The 19,866-nt window shown below is 48.3% G+C and carries 18 protein-coding genes; 8 read left to right on the top strand and 10 right to left on the bottom strand.

The window, feature by feature from the left end:
- Window positions 1-9: 9 nt before the first annotated feature.
- From HH196_RS05555 to gloB, 4 genes are all read right to left on the bottom strand, one after another.
- Window positions 10-1,797, bottom strand: coding sequence for an extracellular solute-binding protein (locus HH196_RS05555; protein ID WP_248276903.1), 1,788 nt, complete (start codon window positions 1,795-1,797; stop codon window positions 10-12).
- A gap of 104 nt (window positions 1,798-1,901) precedes the next feature.
- Window positions 1,902-2,141: a hypothetical protein gene (locus tag HH196_RS05550; RefSeq protein WP_169451168.1), complete on the bottom strand. Its 240-nt coding sequence runs from the start codon at window positions 2,139-2,141 to the stop codon at window positions 1,902-1,904.
- On the bottom strand, window positions 2,141-3,733 hold the full coding sequence (locus tag HH196_RS05545; protein ID WP_169451167.1) for a LysM peptidoglycan-binding domain-containing protein: 1,593 nt from the start codon (window positions 3,731-3,733) through the stop codon (window positions 2,141-2,143). Before HH196_RS05545 ends, HH196_RS05550 begins: the two co-directional genes overlap by 1 nt.
- Window positions 3,734-3,846: 113 nt before the next feature.
- Window positions 3,847-4,620 (bottom strand): hydroxyacylglutathione hydrolase, encoded by a 774-nt coding sequence (gloB, locus tag HH196_RS05540; protein ID WP_169451166.1) that lies wholly within the window; start codon window positions 4,618-4,620, stop codon window positions 3,847-3,849.
- A 76-nt stretch (window positions 4,621-4,696) separates the two neighbouring features.
- On the opposite strand from gloB, the gene HH196_RS05535 reads away from it, so the two are divergent.
- The 3 genes from HH196_RS05535 to dnaQ are packed head-to-tail and all read left to right on the top strand — an operon-like array spanning window position 4,697 to window position 6,608.
- Window positions 4,697-5,470, top strand: coding sequence for a class I SAM-dependent methyltransferase (locus HH196_RS05535; protein ID WP_169451165.1), 774 nt, complete (start codon window positions 4,697-4,699; stop codon window positions 5,468-5,470).
- Window positions 5,467-5,904, top strand: coding sequence for a ribonuclease HI (rnhA, locus tag HH196_RS05530; protein ID WP_169451164.1), 438 nt, complete (start codon window positions 5,467-5,469; stop codon window positions 5,902-5,904). The genes HH196_RS05535 and rnhA overlap by 4 nt, the downstream gene beginning before the upstream one ends.
- Window positions 5,901-6,608, top strand: coding sequence for a DNA polymerase III subunit epsilon (dnaQ, locus tag HH196_RS05525; RefSeq protein WP_169451163.1), 708 nt, complete (start codon window positions 5,901-5,903; stop codon window positions 6,606-6,608). The genes rnhA and dnaQ overlap by 4 nt, the downstream gene beginning before the upstream one ends.
- On the opposite strand, the gene HH196_RS05520 is transcribed toward dnaQ, so the two are convergent.
- The 4 genes from HH196_RS05520 to arsC are packed head-to-tail and all read right to left on the bottom strand — an operon-like array spanning window position 6,603 to window position 9,568.
- The gene (locus HH196_RS05520; RefSeq protein ID WP_169451162.1) at window positions 6,603-8,249 is read right to left on the bottom strand and encodes a SufS family cysteine desulfurase; all 1,647 of its coding nucleotides are present in this window, start codon (window positions 8,247-8,249) and stop codon (window positions 6,603-6,605) included. The two genes, dnaQ and HH196_RS05520, sit on opposite strands and share 6 nt — an antisense overlap.
- A complete protein-coding gene (locus tag HH196_RS05515) occupies window positions 8,250-8,618 on the bottom strand; it encodes a DUF2069 domain-containing protein (RefSeq protein ID WP_169451161.1) in 369 nt (122 codons plus the stop codon). It lies immediately after the preceding gene.
- A 9-nt stretch (window positions 8,619-8,627) separates the two neighbouring features.
- Complete coding sequence (gene wrbA, locus HH196_RS05510; RefSeq protein WP_169451160.1) at window positions 8,628-9,221, bottom strand: NAD(P)H:quinone oxidoreductase; 594 nt, start codon at window positions 9,219-9,221, stop codon at window positions 8,628-8,630.
- Entirely contained in the window at window positions 9,221-9,568 is a 348-nt protein-coding gene (arsC, locus tag HH196_RS05505; RefSeq protein WP_169451159.1) for an arsenate reductase (glutaredoxin), read from the bottom strand. The genes wrbA and arsC overlap by 1 nt, the downstream gene beginning before the upstream one ends.
- Window positions 9,569-9,646: 78 nt before the next feature.
- On the opposite strand from arsC, the gene HH196_RS05500 reads away from it, so the two are divergent.
- On the top strand, window positions 9,647-10,849 hold the full coding sequence (locus tag HH196_RS05500; RefSeq protein ID WP_169451158.1) for a YihY family inner membrane protein: 1,203 nt from the start codon (window positions 9,647-9,649) through the stop codon (window positions 10,847-10,849).
- On the opposite strand, the gene HH196_RS05495 is transcribed toward HH196_RS05500, so the two are convergent.
- Window positions 10,846-11,394 carry a hydrolase gene (locus tag HH196_RS05495; RefSeq protein ID WP_169451157.1) on the bottom strand — a complete coding sequence of 183 codons (549 nt, stop codon included), beginning with the start codon at window positions 11,392-11,394 and terminating at the stop codon, window positions 10,846-10,848. The two genes, HH196_RS05500 and HH196_RS05495, sit on opposite strands and share 4 nt — an antisense overlap.
- A 31-nt stretch (window positions 11,395-11,425) precedes the next feature.
- Window positions 11,426-12,244, bottom strand: coding sequence for a pyruvate, water dikinase regulatory protein (locus HH196_RS05490; protein ID WP_169451156.1), 819 nt, complete (start codon window positions 12,242-12,244; stop codon window positions 11,426-11,428).
- 164 nt (window positions 12,245-12,408) lie between these two features.
- Here HH196_RS05490 and ppsA point away from each other — a divergent pair, with 164 nt between their 5' ends.
- From ppsA to rraA, 4 genes are all read left to right on the top strand, one after another.
- Window positions 12,409-14,778, top strand: a complete 2,370-nt coding sequence (gene ppsA / locus HH196_RS05485) for a phosphoenolpyruvate synthase (protein WP_169451155.1) — start codon at window positions 12,409-12,411, stop codon at window positions 14,776-14,778.
- An 88-nt stretch (window positions 14,779-14,866) separates the two neighbouring features.
- The gene (locus HH196_RS05480) at window positions 14,867-15,724 is read left to right on the top strand and encodes a S1 RNA-binding domain-containing protein (RefSeq protein WP_248276902.1); all 858 of its coding nucleotides are present in this window, start codon (window positions 14,867-14,869) and stop codon (window positions 15,722-15,724) included.
- A 109-nt stretch (window positions 15,725-15,833) separates the two neighbouring features.
- Window positions 15,834-18,884, top strand: a complete 3,051-nt coding sequence (locus HH196_RS05475) for an FAD-binding and (Fe-S)-binding domain-containing protein (RefSeq protein WP_169451154.1) — start codon at window positions 15,834-15,836, stop codon at window positions 18,882-18,884.
- Window positions 18,885-18,924: 40 nt separating this feature from the next.
- Window positions 18,925-19,410: a ribonuclease E activity regulator RraA gene (rraA, locus tag HH196_RS05470; RefSeq protein ID WP_169451153.1), complete on the top strand. Its 486-nt coding sequence runs from the start codon at window positions 18,925-18,927 to the stop codon at window positions 19,408-19,410.
- Window positions 19,411-19,866: the final 456 nt, after the last annotated feature.

Below are 19,866 nucleotides of genomic sequence, written 5' to 3'. Positions count from 1 at the left end.
CGCTAGTTACTACTTCTTTGACCACCAGGTATCGATACCCAGTGAGTAAGTTGGTCGCACTTCGGGGAAACCAAACTTATCCCAATAGGCGATGCGGTGTGAACCGATGTGGAATTGTGGTACAACAAAGTGATTCCACTGCAGCACGCGATCCAACGCTCTAGCATGCAGCACTAGTTGCTCTCTGTTGGGCGCCTGAATCAGGGCTTCAATGAGTTTGTCGATAGCAGGGTCCTGAATACCGATGATATTTCGGCTCCCCTCCTGCTGAGCGGCTTCACTTCCCCAAAACTCTCTCTGTTCGTTGCCGGGTGAGCTGCTTTGACCAAAACTACCGACAACCATATCGAAATCATAGCTGCGAAGACGGTTGATGTACTGTGAAACGTCGACGATTCGAATGCTGACACTCATACCCAGCTTCTCAAGGTTCTTGATAAACGGCGCGACTACGCGCTCAAAATCCTTCTGTACTAGCAGGATTTCAAATTTGAACTGCTCACCTGCATTGTTGATTAGCTTTCCATCTTTTAGGTTCCAGCCGGCACTGTTAAGAAGTTTAAGTGCTGTGCGAAGCTCGTTACGGTTACGACCGTCACCCTTGGTTGTTGGTGCTTTATAGACCTTTGTAAATACCTCATCAGGTATCTGGCCTCTAAGGGGCTCAAGTATCGCAAGCTCTTTCTCGGATGGTAGCCCAGTGGCTGCCATCTCTGAGTTAGAGAAGTAGCTATGACTGCGAGTGTAAGCATCATAGAAGAGGTTGGCATTGGTCCACTCAAAATCAAATCCATAGGCGATCGCTTCACGCACGGTTTTGTCACTGAATTGAGCGCGGCGCGAGTTCATCACAAAAGCCTGCATCCCCGCAGGGTTTGCATCTTTAACCAACTCACGCTTGATGCGGCCATCTTCTAGAGCTGGTCCTGTATAAGCAGTTGCCCAATTTTTTGAGGAGTTCTCCTCGCGAAAATCAAATTGACCCGCCTTGAACGCCTCAAGTGCTACAGTACCGTCACGGTAGTAATCGAACTGCATCTGGTCGAAATTAAAACGACCACGATTCACTGCAAGATCACGGCCCCAATAAGAATCATTTCGAACATAAGTGATAGAACGGCCCGCTTCGAAGCTGCCTACAGTGTAGGGTCCAGATCCAAGCATTGGCTCTAAAGAGGGTTTAGAGAACTCCTTATCGCGCCAATAACTTGCCGAGAGAATAGGGACTTCGCCAATAATCAAGGGGAGCTCGCGATTCTCGGTTTCACCAAACTCGAAACGAACGCTGGTCTCTGATAGTGCTTCAATCTTTGAGATATCTTGGTAATACGCTTTGTAGAAGGGAGAGCCCTCCTCACGCAAGAGTCTAAATGTCTCCACGACATCGGTAGCGGTGATAGACGAGCCATCTGAAAATTTCGCTTCAGGGCGCAGATCAAACTCTACCCAGCGTCGTGACTCTGGCATACGAACGGATTGTGCGATAAGCCCATACTGAGTAAATGGCTCGTCGAGTGAGCGAGTCATTAATGTGTCAAAGGTTAAGCCGATACCATCTGCAGAGCTTCCTTTAATGATAAAAGGGTTGAAGCTATCAAAGGTTCCAACTACCGCTTGGCGAAGCGTTCCACCTTTGGGTGCATCGGGATTGACGTATTCAAAGTGACTGAAGGTCGCTGGGTACTTTAGGTCAACATGCATTGCAATGCCATGACTCGCTGGAATCTCTTGTGCAAGCAGCGTGTTCGAGAATAGAAGGGCTGTGGTAACAACTAACGTAAGGGTTTTGCGAATCACATCAATCTCCCATTCAGTCTCTGACGTCGAGACATAGTTCTTTAATAAAGAAAGATGGGGGAGTGGGCTAAAAATTTCAACCACTTTTGCAGCAACGTATTGAATTAGTTGTGCTCTTTAGCTGCTTGTTCGAGCTGCTGATGACGCGCGTTGCGTTTAACTTTTTGTGAGGCTAGAGCGTTGTTTAGGGAGGTTAGCTTAGCTTTAAGCGCAGAGTCGCCTTCAGAAAGGCTATTAATGAGATCGTTATCCATCCACTGATGTATACGATTCAGAATCACCACCTTAAAGATAACTGCTAAAAGAACAGATATTACAATTATGGCGATGCCGAGAGTGTCCATTAACCCTGCTCTGGTTTAGGCGCAATTTTAAGTTGCTGGCCTGGCATTAGCAGTGAATCAACGGTCAGATCATTCCACTTCAGCAGCTCTTCGACACTGACGTTTAATCGCTGTGCTATCAGACTGAGGTTGTCACCTTTTCGAACTAGGTACTCGCTGGCTGAAGTTGGTGTCTGCGACTCAATGAAAATAGCCAACTTGTCACCAATTTTCAGCGTGCTCTTGGTACCCATGTTGTTCCAGCGCGCAATCGACTTGGTTGAAACATCGTAACGCTTAGAAAGTGCCCAAAGGGAATCGCCAGCTGCGATGGTGTGAATAACTTTCTGTTTGCCAGATGGTGCAGCAGCCGTCAGACGTTTATCACGACGTTGCACTGAGCTTAATGTGTACTGCGATGCATCAACCAGAGCAGAAGGGATTAGCAGAGATTGGCCGATCTTAATGAACGAGCCCTTCAAATTGTTTGATGTCTGAATGGTGTTGATATTGGTGTTAAAGCGCTTAGCAATCACCGATAGGCTATCACCCGATTTAACTTCGTAACGAGCCCAGCTAATACGTTCACTTGGTTCTAGTGCTGCAAGTTCTACTTTGAATTTTGCTGCACTTTCAACTGGGACTAGCAGTTGGTGAGGACCTTCTGGATCTGTCGCCCACTGCGAGAATCCGGCATTAAGTTTGTAGATCTCATCAATATCAACGCCACTAAGCTCAGCTGCACGCGACAGATCAATTTGGCTCTCAATATCTACAATCTCAAAGTAGGGTTTATCTGCCAGTGGTGCAAACTCTAATCCGTAACTGTTTGGATTGCGGAAAATCTCAGAGATCGCCAGCAATTTCGGAACATAGTGACGAGTTTCGCGTGGAAGTTTTAAATTCCAGAAGTCGGTAGGTTTACCTGCCTTCTTATTGCGCTTAACGGCCCGTCCAACAGTGCCCTCACCAGCATTGTAGGCCGCAACGGCAAGTAGCCAATCGCCATCAAAATAGTCATGCAGGTACTGCAGGTAATTGAGTGCTGCATCGGTAGAGGCGATGATGTCGCGACGACCGTCGTACCACCAGTTGCGCTTTAGACCGAAATGATCACCCGTCGCAGGCATAAACTGCCAAGCACCTGAAGCTTTAGCTGGCGACTTTGCAAATGGATCGTATGAACTTTCAATCGCAGGAATCAGGGCGATCTCTGAAGGCATGCCGCGCTTAATCACCTCATGCAAAACGTAGTAGTAGTATCGAGATGCGCGACCGGTAAGGCGGTTTAAGTATTTGTCGTGAGAGGCGTACCACTCAATGTGGTTCTTAACGAGAGTGTTATCTAGGTGTGGGTCGAAACTCATGTGCTCACGAGTCATCTCCCATAGGTCGGCACGTTTAGGATCTTTTTCGAGCTCCAATAAAACCGATTTAAGAGGCGCCTCTTCCCATTTGGTTTCGACCTTTGGAATCGAGCGCTTTACAAGTACCGGCTCAGACTCTTCAACATTTACTGCACGACTTGCGTTCTGGTTTTGTGGGGCGGTTTGACAGCCAGCTAGCACGAGTGCTGCAACGCCTACCAGAATTGTCGATTTGAAGTTTGCCATTGGGTACTTTGTGACAGTTGTGCCATCTCTATTTTAAGATGGCAGAAGTCTACCGATTTGGGGGGCATGGGTCAATTTTATTCATATTCTGTTAAGGAATATCTTGGCGACGATTAGAAACTATTTTTCCACTCTCTAAGTGCCGCTAAAACTTCGACCCGATCGCGATTCTCTTTAGAGCTCCAGCCATTGGCTGCTGCAATCACGGTAGGTATATCGGTGCGCATATAGGGGTTTATCAACTTCTCAGTTTTAATCCTGCTTGGCAGGGTCGGAAGGTTCTTCTCTCGAAGTTCAGTGCAACGTCGCACAGCCTCATGGATATCCGCATTGTCGGGTTCTACCGCTAGCGCAAACTTTAAATTGGCAAGTGAGTATTCATGTGTACAGAACACAGCAGTCTCATCAGGCAGGTTGGAGAAGATGTCCATCGCTCGTTGCATCTGTTTAGCATCGCCTTCAAAAAGTCGACCGCAGCCAGCTAAAAAGAGGGTATCGCCGCAGAATAGCCCAGGGTTTTCGCCTTCGAAGCTGTAAGCGATATGGTCGAGTGTGTGTGCCGGCACCTCGTGTACTTTAAGTTCAGTCCCGAAAAGATGAATGTTGTCGCCCCCGTGCAGTGGATGCGTGACACCATTAAAACGAGAGTGGTCGGGGCCATAAGCGGGGGCTGAAAATTGTGCGACCAATTCATTCACACCACCTGTATGGTCGGCATGGTGGTGTGTAATCAAAATAGCCGCCAGCGTTTTGTTCTCTCTGGCGAGGTAAGCCTGCACGACCTTTGCATCGCCCGGATCCACCACCGCAACCTTGTCACTCTCTTGATCCTCAAGAATCCAGATATAGTTATCATCAAAAGCGGCAAGGGGTGAGGTTGTGAACATTTCTGGCTCCTGGGGCTGATTTATCACCTAAGGTTACAATAGAATGATCAGTAAGTTGAACATCTAAGGATGCAGAATGGTATTCGACTCCATTGAATCTAAAGACCCAGCGAGTGCACTTCAGGCTTGGTACGACACTGAGCTGGGCCAATCTCTTCTAGCTACCGAACGCAGGATGATTGAGCGCGCCTTGCTTAATGTACAGGGGAATCGTCTTCTTCAGGTGACCCTGGATGGTCGCCAATGGTTCTGTGATTCTGCCCGCGCTCGTCATGGGGTGATGGTCGCGCCCAAATTAGAGTTGGGAATGGAGGAGAATTCGCTGATAGCAACGCCAGAAGAGCTACCTGTGCAATCTGCTGTTATCGATATACTGGTGCTGCATCACGCGTTAGAGTTTTCAGAGGATCCGCATCAGGTACTGCGTGAGGCTGCTCGAGTATTAAGACCGGGTGGCCACTTAATTCTTCTGGGTTTCAATCCAGTCAGTCTGTTTGGTTTGCATAGTAAGTTTAAGCGAGCGATTGCAGCTCCTTGGTCTGGGCGTCTTTTGGGCGCCAGTCGTTTGACTGACTGGTTCAAACTGCTGCAATTAACATCAATGAATATCCACTCTGATAGCTACATCTATCCTATCGAAAACAGTCGCTGGCGTGGCCGTTTCAATTTTTTGAAGACACTGATTAAACCTATCCCTCTATCGACAGGTAATTTAATTCTTATGACTGCGCGTAAAGATGTGGCTGGCATGACGCCACTGCGTCCAGTGTGGAATCGTCGTCTACTTGAGCCGTTGAGAGTGATAGAATCCAAAGCTACATCGACAGGCGTTAGGCGAAATAGAAGTTGAAAGTAGTAACGATTTATACAGACGGGGCCTGTAAAGGTAACCCCGGAGCGGGCGGTTGGGGAGCAATCCTCAAATATGGTGATGCTGAGAAAGAGTTGTGGGGCGGAGAACCTGAGACGACCAACAATCGCATGGAACTTATGGCAGCTATAGCAGCGCTTGAGTGTTTAAAACGCGGCTCTGATGTAGTTCTCTATACCGATTCACAGTACCTGCGTCAGGGAATTACTGAGTGGATATTCGGTTGGAAAAAGAAAAACTGGCGCAGCTCAACAGGTAAACCTGTTAAGAATGTTGAGTTGTGGCAGCGTTTAGATAAAGCGGCAGAACCTCACAAAATTGAGTGGCGTTGGGTCAAAGGACATAGCGGCGATCCCGGTAATGAACGTGCCGATCAGTTGGCTAACAGAGGTTGTGAGGAGCAAGCAGCATGAGTCGTCAAATCGTACTTGATACCGAGACTACAGGTCTTGAACCCGATGAGGGTCACAACATTATTGAGATTGGTTGTGTTGAGATGGTCGCTCGACGCATTACAGGCAACAACTATCATCAATACATTAAGCCCGATCGAGAAGTGGACGCTGAAGCGATTGAGGTTCACGGTATCACCAATCAGTTCTTGGAAGATAAGCCGAAATTTAGTGAGGTTGTTGCTGAGTTTGTTGAGTTTGTTCGTGGCGCAGAGCTGATCATTCATAACGCAGCGTTCGACGTTGGCTTCATCAACAAAGAGTTTCAGCGCAATGGTATCGATGAGAAGATTGAAGATATCTGTACCATCACCGACAGTTTGGCGTTGGCTCGTAAGAAACACCCAGGCCAAAAAAACAGCCTAGATGCACTCTGTCGCCGTTACTTTATCGATAACAGTCACCGTGAGCTGCACGGCGCACTTCTCGACTCAGAGATCCTAGCAGACGTATATCTCGCCCTTACCGGCGGCCAAACTTCGTTAATTCTCTCTGTCGATGGTCAGGATGACGGAGAGGGTGGTGAAAAGATTCGTCGTGTTGCAGCAGATCTTGTTGAAGGTCTTCAAGTCATTAAAGCATCTGACGAAGAGTTAGCCGCGCATGAGACTTTTCTCGATCTGCTCGATAAAAAGTCAGACGGAGCTGTGTGGCGCAACCTATAGTTTTAGGCTAAGCGCCGCTACTCGTTTTAAAAGGGTCTGAATTGCGTTGCCTCGAGTTCGACTGAGTTGACGCTCTAGACCCAGCGCATCCAATTCTGCCCTAATCTGATCCACGCTCAACGATCGCTCAAGCCCTTCGCTAATGAGATGTATCAGCGCATTAATCTGACGGCTGTCAGAGTCTCCCTTGATTGAAATCTGACCGTCGTTTGCACTCAACTCGATCCAAGTACGGCTGGCACAGCCAACGACCTCATTCGCTGCGATGCGGACCGTTTGGCTATATTTACCCTTTAATGTACCTAGCTTCATCAGCAGATTGAGGCGCTCTGGCCAGCTACCTGTCTCGCTTAATGCCCTGATTAAGTCGTCTCTTTTCTCGATGAAAAAGGTATTGGACTCTTCAATAGTTTCAGCGCTGTTGGCAGTGTTAGATACTATTGTTTCCAGTATTGAAATGAGGTGTTCAACCTCTTCCAAACTGTTGTAAAAGGCGAGGGAAACGCGAACTGCTGACTCAATGTTGAGGGCAGTAAGTAGGGGTTGTGCACAGTGTGTTCCAGCTCGCACCGCGATACCTGATTCATCAAGTAGGGCTGCAATATCTGAAGCGTGAAGATCCATATGGGTAAAGGTGATGACCGAAACCTGTTCACTCCCAGCCGGTAGAAGTTTAATTCCAGGTAGTAGCGATAACTGTTGGCGAGCAAACTTGGCAAGTTCGGCTTCGTGAGCGAACAGGGCATCACTATCTTGTTTCTCGAGATATTCGACCGCCGCTTTCAAACCTACAGCACCTGCGATATCGGGTGTGCCTGCTTCAAATCTCAGTGGTGCCGAGGTAAAGGTCGTGCCATCAAAGGAGACCTTTTCAATCATCTCGCCACCGGTCTGCCAGGGAGGCATTAAATCAAGTAGATGACTTACGCCATAGAGCACGCCGATGCCTGTAGGTCCAAAAAGCTTATGGCCGGAAAAGGCATAGAAATCGGCACCTAGCTGGGTTAAATCTATTTGCAGGTGTGGAACTGCTTGCGCGCCATCAACAACAACCGTTGCGCCTGCCTCTTTGGCCATGCGAACCATCTCCGCGATAGGGTAGATCGTACCCAGCGCATTGGAAACATGGGTCAAAGCGACCAGTTTTGGGTTTGTCTCTAGAAATTGTTGATAGGCAGTGAGGTCAACATCTCCTGCCTCGTCTAGGGGTATGACTTGCAGATTTGCACCACAGCTCTGGGTCACCTGTTGCCAAGGAACAATGTTTGCATGGTGTGAGCTCTGCATAACCAGGACTGTCTCACCCGCTTTAAGCAGCGGCCTTAAGTAGCTTTGAGCAACTAGATTGAGGCTCTCTGTGGTGCCACGTGTCCAGATAACCTCTTCAGAAGAGCAGTTTAAAAACCGTGCAACTGCATCACGCGCCTGTTCAAAATGTTCGGTTGCCCTGCTGGATAAACGGTGAGCAGCACGGTGAACGTTAGCGTTCTCTTTGCGATAGAACTGGGTTATCGCATCAATTACCTGACGAGGCTTCTGTGTCGTTGCTGCATTATCAAAATAGACAAGGGGTTGCCCATCAAAACGTGTGCTTAGAATTGGAAAATCAGCACGCAGTTTGCGCAGTGATTGGCTATCCATTTAACCCTGTTCTCTCAGGAAACGACTCTGCCAACGAGCAAATAACATGGCCGAGGTGAAGAGTGTCATAAGAAGTAGAGACTCTATCCAGCCGAAGATCGCTAAGTGAGGTTGGATAGCGGTCACAACAGCGCCTAGAAAATAAAGTAGCAACACAAAACATAACCAAGCGTGTGGCCGAGGAGTGCCGCGGAAAACTGCAGGCGCAAAGCCAATCAGGGGTAGGGTGTAGATTAGCCAAATCACCCAAGGATGGTCGGATGCGCTAGGTGCAAGCCAAAGAAAGCGTATGGCGTAAAATATGATGAGCGCAGCGAAGGTGATCTTGGTGATCACTCCGCTGAATTTAGCTTTAACAGCAATAGTCATGGGTACTCCTTACCCTCTCTGTGACGCAAGTGTTGATGCCAATTTTCCAAGACGAACACCCTGTTGAAACGCGAGAGTTTTCTCATCCTGAGTCATTGTTGCATTGCCAGCTTCACCGCTAACATGGCTGGCGCCGTATGGGCTACCGCCACTGGTCGTTGAATGAAGTTTTTCTGAGCTGTATGGGATGCCGCTAATTAACATGCCGTGATGGAGCAGCGGTAGCATCATCGAGAGTAGAGTGCTCTCCTGGCCTCCGTGCATCGAACTGCTTGAGGTGAATACCGTCGCCGGTTTGTCAATTAATTCACCCGATAGCCACTCCGTTGTGGTGTTTTGAATGAAAGCACTGAGATTGCTATCCATTTGACCAAAGCGGGTAGGGCTGCCAAGTGCTAACCCTGAGCACTCTTTCAGGTCCTGCGCTTCAACATAGAGTGTGCCGTCGACATGTGCTAAAGCCTCTTCCGAAACGCCCGGAGCCCGCACTGTTCTCAGTTTTGCTTCTATACCAGTCGACTCAATTCCGGCCGCAATGTGCTCAGCAAGCGCGCGAGTTGAGCCGTGACGGCTGGTAAATAGAACCAGAACAAAAGGGGACACTAGATGATCTCCAGTACTTGCTCAGGTGGGCGTCCAATTCTTGCTTTATCGCCGTTAATGACGACTGGGCGCTCCATCAAACGGGGGTATTTAACCATTGCAGCGATGAATTCAGCATCACTACTGCTCTTAAGGTCTAATCCCGCCTCTTTGAACTCATCCTCTTTATTGCGAACCAAGGCTGCTGCTGTAAGGTCGAGCTTTGAAATAAGGGTTTCTAGCTCTTCGCTGGTCAGTGGATCGTTAAGATACTCACGAACAACTGGGGTGATGCCCTGCTCCTCAAGAAGTGCCAGCGTCTGTCGAGATTTTGAACAGCGAGGGTTGTGAAGAATCGTGATTGGCATGCTGAATCCTAGTTGTTATGTCGAATAATTGGGCTATTGTATAAGAGCATCCCGCGTCTAACCAGTTTGGAGATCGCCTTGAGTCATTTGGCACAACGTTGTGTAACCTTCAGTCAATTTTTGCTCACTGTCATACGTACATTTTTCAGAGATCAGGGGGTTATCAATGCCGCAGCGCTGACCTACACCACGCTCTTCTCAATTGTCCCGTTGATGACCGTGAGCTATGCGATGTTGGCGGCTATTCCCAGTTCGCAAGAGGTGGGGGCACAGATAGAGGGTTGGGTATTTGAGAATTTTCTGCCTAATACTGGAATTCAAATTCAGGAGCATCTTGCCGGGTTTGCCAACCAAGCTAAATCCCTAACGGTGGTGGGTGCGCTGTTTCTATTTATCACGGCGCTGCTGATGATGAAAAATATCGAGTCAGCCTTTAACCGAATCTGGAAGGTTAAAACGACGCGTTCAGGTGTGCGCTCATTTTTAACCTACTGGGCAGTACTGACTCTTGGTCCTATTCTTGTCGGTGCTGGAATAGTCTTAAGTAGCTATCTCGTTGGTGTCACACAGTTAGATAGCTTCGAACCAATCTCAGGATTTAAGCTTCTCAATCTGTTGCCGTGGTTGATGACTGCAGGCGCTTTTGCACTTATCTATGCCGTGATTCCAAACGCCCATGTTCCTGCGCAAGCCGCGATTATTAGCGGTTTGGTCGCTGCGCTTCTCTTTGAGTTGGCGAAACGTGGCTTTGCACTTTTTGTTGCCTACTCTCCCTCTTACCAACTGATCTATGGTGCCTTTGCAGCGGTGCCACTATTCCTTGTTTGGATCTATCTCTCTTGGTGTGTTGTGCTTTTAGGCGCGGTGCTCAGTCGAATCCTGACTTACGGTGCGTCAGAGCCGCGATCCAGTAAACGTTGGTTCATCGAAGCGCTTCGTATAATTGAGCTTTTATATGAAGTGCAGCAGCGCGGTGGTGAACTATCTGAAAAAGCGATCTTGTCGAAACTGTCTGGCCTCAAAGCGGAAGTGCTGCATGAGGTGATTCAGCGCTGCCGTGCTTTAAGCTTGTTCACGGAGACTGCTCAGGGGACTCTAATTTTGAAACGAGATCTGCACTCGCTGACACTCGCAGATATCTATGAGTTAGACCCGCTGCCCGCATTAGATCACTGCAGCCAAACAGCTTGGCAGGCGGATATTGAGCAGCGCTTTAGTCGTCTTAAACTTGCACGCGAAGAGATTTTTGCAGTGAAGTTAAGTGAGCTGTTTAGCAATTAACGAACGAAGTTTTTGCTGATCTCCTTGAACCTAGGGTGTTCAGCCGAACCTAGCCACTCAAAGATCGCCATCTCTTTGGAGATGATTTGAGCGCCAGCGGCTTCCATTCTCGCTAGGGCGAGCTGCTTGTTTTTGAGTGTGCGTGAGCTAACAGCCTCTTCAATTACGAAGACCTCGTAACCTTCGTCAATCAGCTCTAACACAGTTTGCAGCACACAGACATGAGTCTCCATGCCACAAACAACAACCTGAGGTTTTAGTAGATCTCTAATTTTTGCATGGCAACGTCGCTCGCTCATGCATGAAAAGCTGAGCTTCTCGAGTCGAATTGCACTCGTCTCAAGTAGAGATTTAAGTTCAGGTACGGTAGCTCCTAACCCCTTAGGATACTGCTCGGTATAGATGGTCTCTACTTCAAGCAACTGCGCCACTTGGACGATATCTTCACACTCTTTGATAACAATCTCTGACTCAGCAATCGCAGGTGCCAATTTGGCCTGAATATCTATGACAAGTAGCGTGGTTCTGTGCGTATCAAGGGTCATTGCTCTCTCCTAAAAAGCTCCTTAAAAAGTCCTAAACAATGCGGCGTGCTATGTCAGCATCCGCCATGATTCGAGTCGCGATCTCTTCTATTGAGAAGTTTGTCGTATTAATCGATGACATCCCGTTCTGCTTAAAGAAGCGCTCTACGGTGCGAGTTTCGAAATCACACTGGTCCAGTGACGAGTAGCGGCTATTGGGGCGGCGTTCATTGCGAATTGCAGCAAGTTGGAATGGATCAATTGTTAATCCGTAGAGTTTGCTGCGGTGCTGTTTAAGGACCTCTGGAAGATCGTTAGCCTCCATATCCTCTTCTGTTAGCGGGTAGTTAGCGGCGCGAATACCATATTGCAGCGCCATGTAGAGGCAGGTTGGGGTTTTGCCGCATCGTGATACGCCGACCAAGATAATGTCAGCCATTTGATACTGTTGAGTACGTGCACCGTCATCATTGTCGAGCGCGAAGTTGACTGAATCGATACGCGCCTTGTATCGATCAATCTGATTGATGGCGTGTGATTTACCGATGGTGTACGTCGATTTGGTCTCTAGCTCTTGTTCAAGCGGCTTCAAGAAGGTTGAGAAGATATCGATATTGAAAGAGTTAGCCTCGGCAATCATCTGACGAAACTCGGCGTTCACGAAGGTGTCAAAGACGATAGGTTGCACACCATCTTGTGCGCCCGCTGTGTTGATGCGATCTACGGTTGCTTTAACTTTCTCTTCGGTGTCGATGTAAGGGAGCGTGACCTCCTCAAACTCAACATCTTCAAACTGACTGAGGAGACTGTTTCCGAGAACTTCTGCAGTAATACCGGTGCCGTCGGAGATGAAAAAGGCTGTTCGTTTCATTATTTAAGCTCTTATAACGCTATTTTTTAGACTCATATTAGAGATTTTTGTAGCGAAATTACATTTTTAAAAGGGGTTTTATTTTAGTTGCGCTTCACTACTATGTGGCTCAATGGTTCATTTGAATCGTTGTATCAAGCACACGACTTTTTGGAGACAGGGCTTTGACAGACTATGTAATTCGCCTCGATCAGGCACGCATGACCGACGTAGATAAGGTTGGTGGTAAAAACGCATCTCTAGGTGAGATGATCAGCCAATTAAGTGAAGCGGGCGTTCGAGTCCCAGGTGGCTTCGCAACAACGGCTGAAGCGTATCGTGAGTTCTTGGCTTATGGTGGTCTTGCTGATCGTATTAATGCCCGTCTTGATGTGCTGGATGCAGATGATACACGTGCTCTTGCAGAGACAGGTAAAGAGATTCGCCAGTGGATTATGGATGCGCAGTTCCAGCCAGAGCTTGAAGCAGCGATCGATGCTGGCTACGCAGAGATGTTGGCAGGGCAGGAAGAGATCAGTGTCGCTGTTCGTTCATCAGCAACTGCAGAAGACCTTCCAGATGCATCCTTTGCAGGTCAACAGGAGACCTTCCTGAATATTCGTGGTTTGGACAACATCAAACACGCAATCAAAGAGGTGTTTGCATCCCTCTACAACGACCGCGCTATCTCCTACCGCGTGCATAAAGGTTTTACTCATGCTGAGGTTGCACTTTCTGCAGGTATTCAGCGCATGGTGCGTTCTGAAACTGGTGCATCTGGTGTGCTCTTCTCGTTGGATACCGAATCTGGTTTCCAGCACGTTGTGTTTATCACTGCGGCTTATGGTTTGGGCGAAACAGTCGTTCAGGGCGCAGTAAACCCAGACGAGTTCTACGTTTACAAACCAACGCTTAAACAGAATGCTCCGGCGATCCTTCGCCGTACCCTAGGTTCGAAAGCGATCAAGATGATCTACACAGACGAGCATAGTGCTGGTAAAGCAGTTGAGACTATCGATGTCCCTTACGCAGATCGAAATCGTTTCTGTATCGAAGATCATGAAGTTGAAGAGCTGGCGCGCATCGCTGTGATCATCGAGAACCACTACGGCCGTCCAATGGATGTTGAGTGGGCGCGTGATGGAGATGATGGTCAGCTCTACATTGTCCAGGCTCGTCCTGAAACTGTGCGCAGCCAGACCCAGAAAACGGTTATTGAACGTTACCTAATGAAAGAGAAGGGTAAGGTTCTTGTTGAAGGCCGCTCAATCGGTCACCGCATCGGTGCCGGAACTGTTCGTCTTGTTAAGTCACTAGATGAGATGCACAACGTTAAAGAGGGCGATGTACTAGTAACTGATATGACAGACCCAGATTGGGAACCTGTTATGAAGCGTGCTGCAGCAATTGTCACTAACCGTGGTGGTCGTACCTGTCACGCCGCAATCATTGCACGTGAATTGGGCATTCCGGCGATTGTCGGTTGTGGCGACGCAACTGAGAAATTGACCGATGGTCAGGATGTCACTGTCTCTTGTGCAGAGGGTGATACTGGCCGTGCTTACGAAGGTAAGCTGCAGTTCGAACATCAAACTAACAATGTTGAGCAGATGCCAACACTTCCGTTTGATGTGATGATGAACGTCGGCAACCCAGATCGCGCCTTCGACTTCCAGTCGCTGCCTAACGCAGGTGTTGGTCTAGCGCGTCTTGAGTTCATCATTAACCGCATGATCGGTGTGCACCCTAAAGCGCTTCTGAATCTAGAAGAGCAGCCGCGTGATGTGCGCCAGGTGATTGAGCGTCGCATCTCTGGCTACGCATCACCAGTAGATTTTTATGTAGATAAACTCGCAGAGGGTATCTCTACGCTAGCAGCAGCCTTCTACCCTAAGAAGGTCATTGTTCGCATGTCTGACTTTAAATCGAATGAGTATGGTCACCTTATCGGTGGGCAGTCATTTGAGCCGCATGAAGAGAACCCAATGCTGGGCTTCCGCGGTGCTGCGCGTTACATCTCTGAAGATTTCCGTGATTGTTTCGAGCTTGAGTGTCGTGCGCTTAAACGTGTTCGTGATGAGATGCGTCTTACTAACGTTGAGATCATGGTGCCGTTTGTTCGTACACCGGGTGAAGCGAAGCAGGTTGTCGAGCTGCTATCAGAGAATGGCTTGGAGCGCGGTAAGAATGGTCTGCGCCTCATCATGATGTGTGAGATCCCATCTAACGCACTTCTAGCAGATCAGTTCCTCGAGTACTTCGATGGCTTCTCAATCGGCTCTAATGATTTGACTCAGCTAACGCTGGGTCTAGACCGTGATTCGGGTTTGATCGCACACCTATTTGATGAGCGTAACGAAGCCGTGAAACGTTTGCTTGAGATGGCTATTACAGCTTGTAAGGCGCAGGGTAAATATGTCGGCATCTGTGGCCAGGGCCCGTCAGATCACCCAGATCTTGCGCGCTGGTTGATGGAGCAGGGTATTAACTCTGTCTCTCTAAACCCAGACTCAGTGATGGATACCTGGTTCTACCTTGCTAACGACAGCAAGTAACTGAATCGATTCACACTCTGGCCGTGCTCAATTCAATTGAGTGCGGCCTTCTTTTTTGCGCAGAAAAAAATGATCGAAAGCGGTATGATTGTCTTTTGAAATTTTGGCGGAGATGCCTGTGTTTGAGTTAGGTAAGCGCAACGAGCTTAAAGTACTTCGTGAAAGTCCCTACGGTGTCTATTTAGATACCGGTGATGGTGGCGGTATTTTATTGCCTAAAGGGGAGGTACCAGAGGGTACTAAACCGGGTGATAAGCTATGTGTGTTCATCTACTTAGATACTGAAGATCAAGAGATCGCAACGCTGCGTCACCCCAAGGCAGAGCTTGGTCAGTTCGCCCGTTTAAAAGTCACCTCGGTAACTCAAGTGGGTGCCTTCCTTGATTGGGGGCTGCAGAAAGATCTGTTTCTTCCCTTTGGCGAACAGCAGAAGCCTGTGACTGAAGGGTTATGGGTTAACGTATTTATCTATATCGATAATACCGGGCGCCTGGCAGCTACCACTAAAACGGATCGTTACCTAGAGGTGGATACATCTGAGCTTGCCAAAGATATGGTAGTTGAAGTTCTGCCATGGCGTATGACTGACATAGGGATGCTCTGCATTATCAATGACCGTTTTGAGGGGCTTATCCACCGTCAGGATCTAACTCAGCATCTGAGTTTGGGTAAGCGTATTCCTGGTTATATCAAGCAGGTCCGTGACGATGGTCGTGTTGGTCTCATGCTGCAAGCGCCGGGTTACAAACGTGTAGGCTCCTTGGCGGAACAGATCGTAGCCGATCTAGAAGCACATGGTGGTGTCTGCAGCTTGGGTGATAAGAGTGATCCAGTTGCTATCAATGATCGTTTTGGATGTAGTAAGAAGGCGTTCAAAATGGCGATTGGTCAGCTCCTTAAAGAGGGTAAGTTAGCCCAGGATGATCGCGGTATTCGCCTGCTTTGAACTATCAATTAGGTTCAATTGAGAGTTAATTTTTTTCGTTTGATTCAATGCGGCTACCTCTTCAGGATAGATGCATATTTCAAACCCATTTTGATTTTTGAGATTAGAGATGATTCCACGCTTAGATAAAATCAACACCACACAACAGCTCTACCTGTCGTTTATTGAGCGACTCAAGAGAGAAGGGTTTGCCGGGGATCTCAACCCTGACTATGCAAACCGAGTGGTTTTGGCGACTGATAACTCTATCTATCAGGTGTTGCCACAAGGCGTTGTCTATCCTCGTCATGCTGATGATTTGGCCCTTATTGCACGTTTGGCTGCTGAAGCTGAGTACGCGGATCTGGTCTTAAGTGCGCGTGGCGGTGGTACTGGAACCAACGGTCAATCGCTGACTGATGGTCTTATCGTTGATATCTCCAAGCACATGAATCAAATTTTAGAGATCAATGCTGAAGAGCGTTGGGTGCGTATTCAAACTGGTGTGGTTAAAGATCAGTTGAACGCCGCTCTAAAACCTTACGGACTCTTCTTTGCGCCAGAGTTATCAACCTCCAACCGCGCCACTGTGGGCGGTATGATAAACACTGATGCCTCTGGACAGGGGTCTGTGCTCTACGGAAAAACCCGAGACCACGTGCTTGAACTGAGCTCTATCTGGTTAGGTGGTGAGCGTTGGACTTCAGGCCCTATCTCCGATGAAGAGCTTGCAGAGATATCGGCACGTGACGACCAAATCGGTGAGATACACCGAATGCTGGATGCCATAAGTCGTGACCATGCAGATGAGATTGAGCGCTGCTTCCCTAAACTGAACCGCTGTTTGACTGGTTACGATTTAGCGCACATTCGTGATGAATCGGGCCGTTTCAACCTCAACTCAATCCTCTGTGGTGCCGAGGGCTCTTTAGCCTTCATCACAGAAGCGAAATTGAACGTGCTGCCGATTCCGAAAGTGTCGGCACTAGTAAATATCAAATATGACAGTTTTGAAGCGTCAATGCGTGATGCGAATGCGCTTATGGAGTGGCAGCCCGCTTCAATCGAAACAGTCGACTCTAAGGTTCTGAACCTTGCGATGCAGGATATCACTTGGGATACGGTGGCTAACTACTTCCCAGCAAATGAAGGTGAGCCAGCTATTCAAGGTATTAACCTCGTTGAGTACGTAGGTGATGATCAGGCTGAGATCGACGCGAAGATCGAAAAGCTCTGCGCACATCTGACGGAAGTGAGTGGCCAGCCTGGCAAGAGCTTTGGTTTTACTGTTGCCAAGGGCGCAGCAGAGATCAATAAGATCTGGGGTATGCGTAAGCGTGCGGTAGGTCTGCTTGGAAATGCGCAGGGCTCTAAACGTCCTATTCCATTTGTCGAGGACACTGCAGTTCCACCTGAGAATCTTGCAGATTACATCATGGATTTCCGTGCTGCCCTTGATAAACGCGGCTTGACCTACGGTATGTTCGGACATGTTGATGCAGGTGTACTGCATGTGCGTCCTGCTATCGATATGAAAGATCCAGAGCAAGAGACCCTTATTCGTGAAGTGACCGACGAAGTGGTAGCTCTGACTCAAAAATATAAAGGGTTATTGTGGGGTGAGCATGGTAAGGGTGTTCGCTCTGAATACGCTCCAGAGTTTTTCGGCCCGCTCTACCCAGTACTACAACAGATTAAAGCGGCATTCGATCCGCGCAATCAGATGAACCCAGGCAAGATTGCAACTCCTGCAATTGAGGGTGCAGCACTGCTTAAAGTTGATGCCGTGCCTACGCGTGGCCAACAGGATCGTCAGGTGCCTGAAACTGCTCGTGAAGCCTACGATTCAGCCATGCACTGTAACGGTAATGGTGCCTGCTACAACTACGATCCCAACGATGCGATGTGTCCATCGTGGAAGGGCACACGTGAGCGAATTCACTCGCCTAAAGGGCGTGCTTCACTTGTACGTGAATGGCTGCGCCTATTGGCTGAACGCGGTGTCGATGCTGCTGGTTACGCTGAAGCGTCACGCAGAACTCCATCACTGCTTGGTTTACCGAAGCGTCTTCTAAATACTTTTAAACGCTCGCAGGGGCAGTATGACTTCTCTAACGAAGTGTACGATGCCATGTCAGGCTGTTTGGCTTGTAAGTCCTGTGTTGGCCAGTGCCCAATCAAGGTCAATGTGCCTGACTTCCGTGCGCGTTTCTTAGAGCTCTACTACACCCGATACATGCGTCCTATGAAGGATTACATGGTGGCAGGCCTTGAGTCGATGCTGCCATGGTTGGCGAAATTTCCTGCACCGTACAACTGGGCGATGAATAATCCACTACTGCAGAAACTCACCGCGCGCTTTATGGGGATGGTCGACTCCCCATCAATCTGTACCCTAACGTTGAAGAAGTTGATGGATCAGCAGGGCATTCAACTCGCTTCGGTCGAGGCGCTTGCCGCTATTCCTGCGGATCAAAAAGCGAATACGGTTGTTATCGTGCAAGATGCCTTTACCAGCTACTTTGAATCACAGCTAGTCATCGATATTGCCGAGATGATTGAGCGACTAGGCTTCAATGTATTGATCGCGCCATTTGCTGCTAATGGTAAGCCGTTGCACGTTCATGGCTTTATGAAGCGCTTTGCTAAAATTGCTAATGAAAATGTTGCGATGTTGCGTCAATTCGAAGCCCAGGGTGTCAGCTTGATTGGTGTAGAGCCATCAATGACACTGACCTATCGACAAGAGTATGCACAGGTTGTTGAGGGTGATTTACCGAAAGTGGCGCTGTTGCAGGAGTGGTTGGCATCTAATATCGAACAGTTTAACGATATTCAACTCGCCTCTGATAAAGCCTTTAAGTTGATGGCGCACTGTACTGAGAAGACCAATGCAGCACCTTCGATTGCAAACTGGAAACAGATCTACGAAGCCTTGGGACTCAAACTTCAGGTGGTTGCTACAGGCTGTTGTGGCATGGCAGGTACCTACGGCCACGAAACCGATAATCGTGATACCTCAGAGAAGATCTATGCTCAGAGCTGGCAGCCAATTGTCCAAGGTGCAGAAGATCGTGAAGAGCTACTTGCAACCGGTTACTCGTGCCGTTCACAGGTTAAGCGCTTTGATGAAGTGCATTTGCAGCATCCAGCGCAAGCAATTTTGAAACTACTGAAATAGAAACTTACCTTTTAAGAGTAAGTCGATACTGGAGACATATATGGAAGATCTACTCCCAGAACTCTGTGACCGTTATGAAGCGGATGTGCGTATCCTAGAGCCGATGTTGGGTAACTTCGGTGGTAAAGAGCGTTTCAGTGGTCGAATCGTGACGATTAAAGCCTTTGAAGATAACTCTCTAGTGCGCGAACAGGTTGCTCAGCCAGGTGAGGGACGTGTCCTAGTGGTTGACGGTGGCGGTTCAATGCGACGCGCTATGTTGGGCGACATGTTGGCAGAGAAGGCAGTTACAAACGGCTGGTCAGGCATTGTAATCTACGGCTGTATTCGTGATGTAAATGCGATCGGTGATTTAGACCTAGGGGTTCAGGCGCTAGGTTGTCACCCGCTCAAGACCGAGAAAAAAGGGATCGGTGAATTGAACGTAACAGTGCGATTTGGCGGGGTAGATTTCATCCCTGGTGAGTACCTTTACGCAGACAATAACGGGCTATTGGTAAGTGCAAAAGAGCTGAGTGTTGATTGATTTTTAATCAGCAAATAGTTAGCATCTCAGGTCTTGAAGTTACCCACTTCAAGACCAAATTTTTTCATCCCTTAAGTTGTTGTTATTTAACGATTTCTAAAATTTTTCGAAAAAATTTAAAAAATTCGGGAACTAAAAGACATCACAGAGTGTCTACATTCTCACAAGCGGGATAAATTAATTTACTTGTCCCTTTTGGTAATCACCAGCTTGAAGCCTCCAATATAAGTGGTACCTACCGCTAGCCGCAGATCGATCCTCCCCCTTTATTCGGTCTGCGGTTTTTTATTGGGTTTTGGTTGCTCCTCAACGTTTTCATCACCTCTCAATTTCCCTTCGGGCTCGTCTAAAACAACACATTGCTTTGTCAGAGAGCTTGGCAAGAGCTGGGCTATTCCCTGCGTTCTCTTTCGCGCACTGAGTTGTTTTAGACTTTGTTGAGATGCGTTGAAATCG

Source organism: Marinobacterium sp. LSUCC0821 (genome assembly GCF_012848475.1).
Classification (GTDB): Bacteria; Pseudomonadota; Gammaproteobacteria; order Pseudomonadales; family Balneatricaceae; genus Marinobacterium_E.
This window is presented reverse-complemented; position numbering and strand designations above follow the sequence as displayed.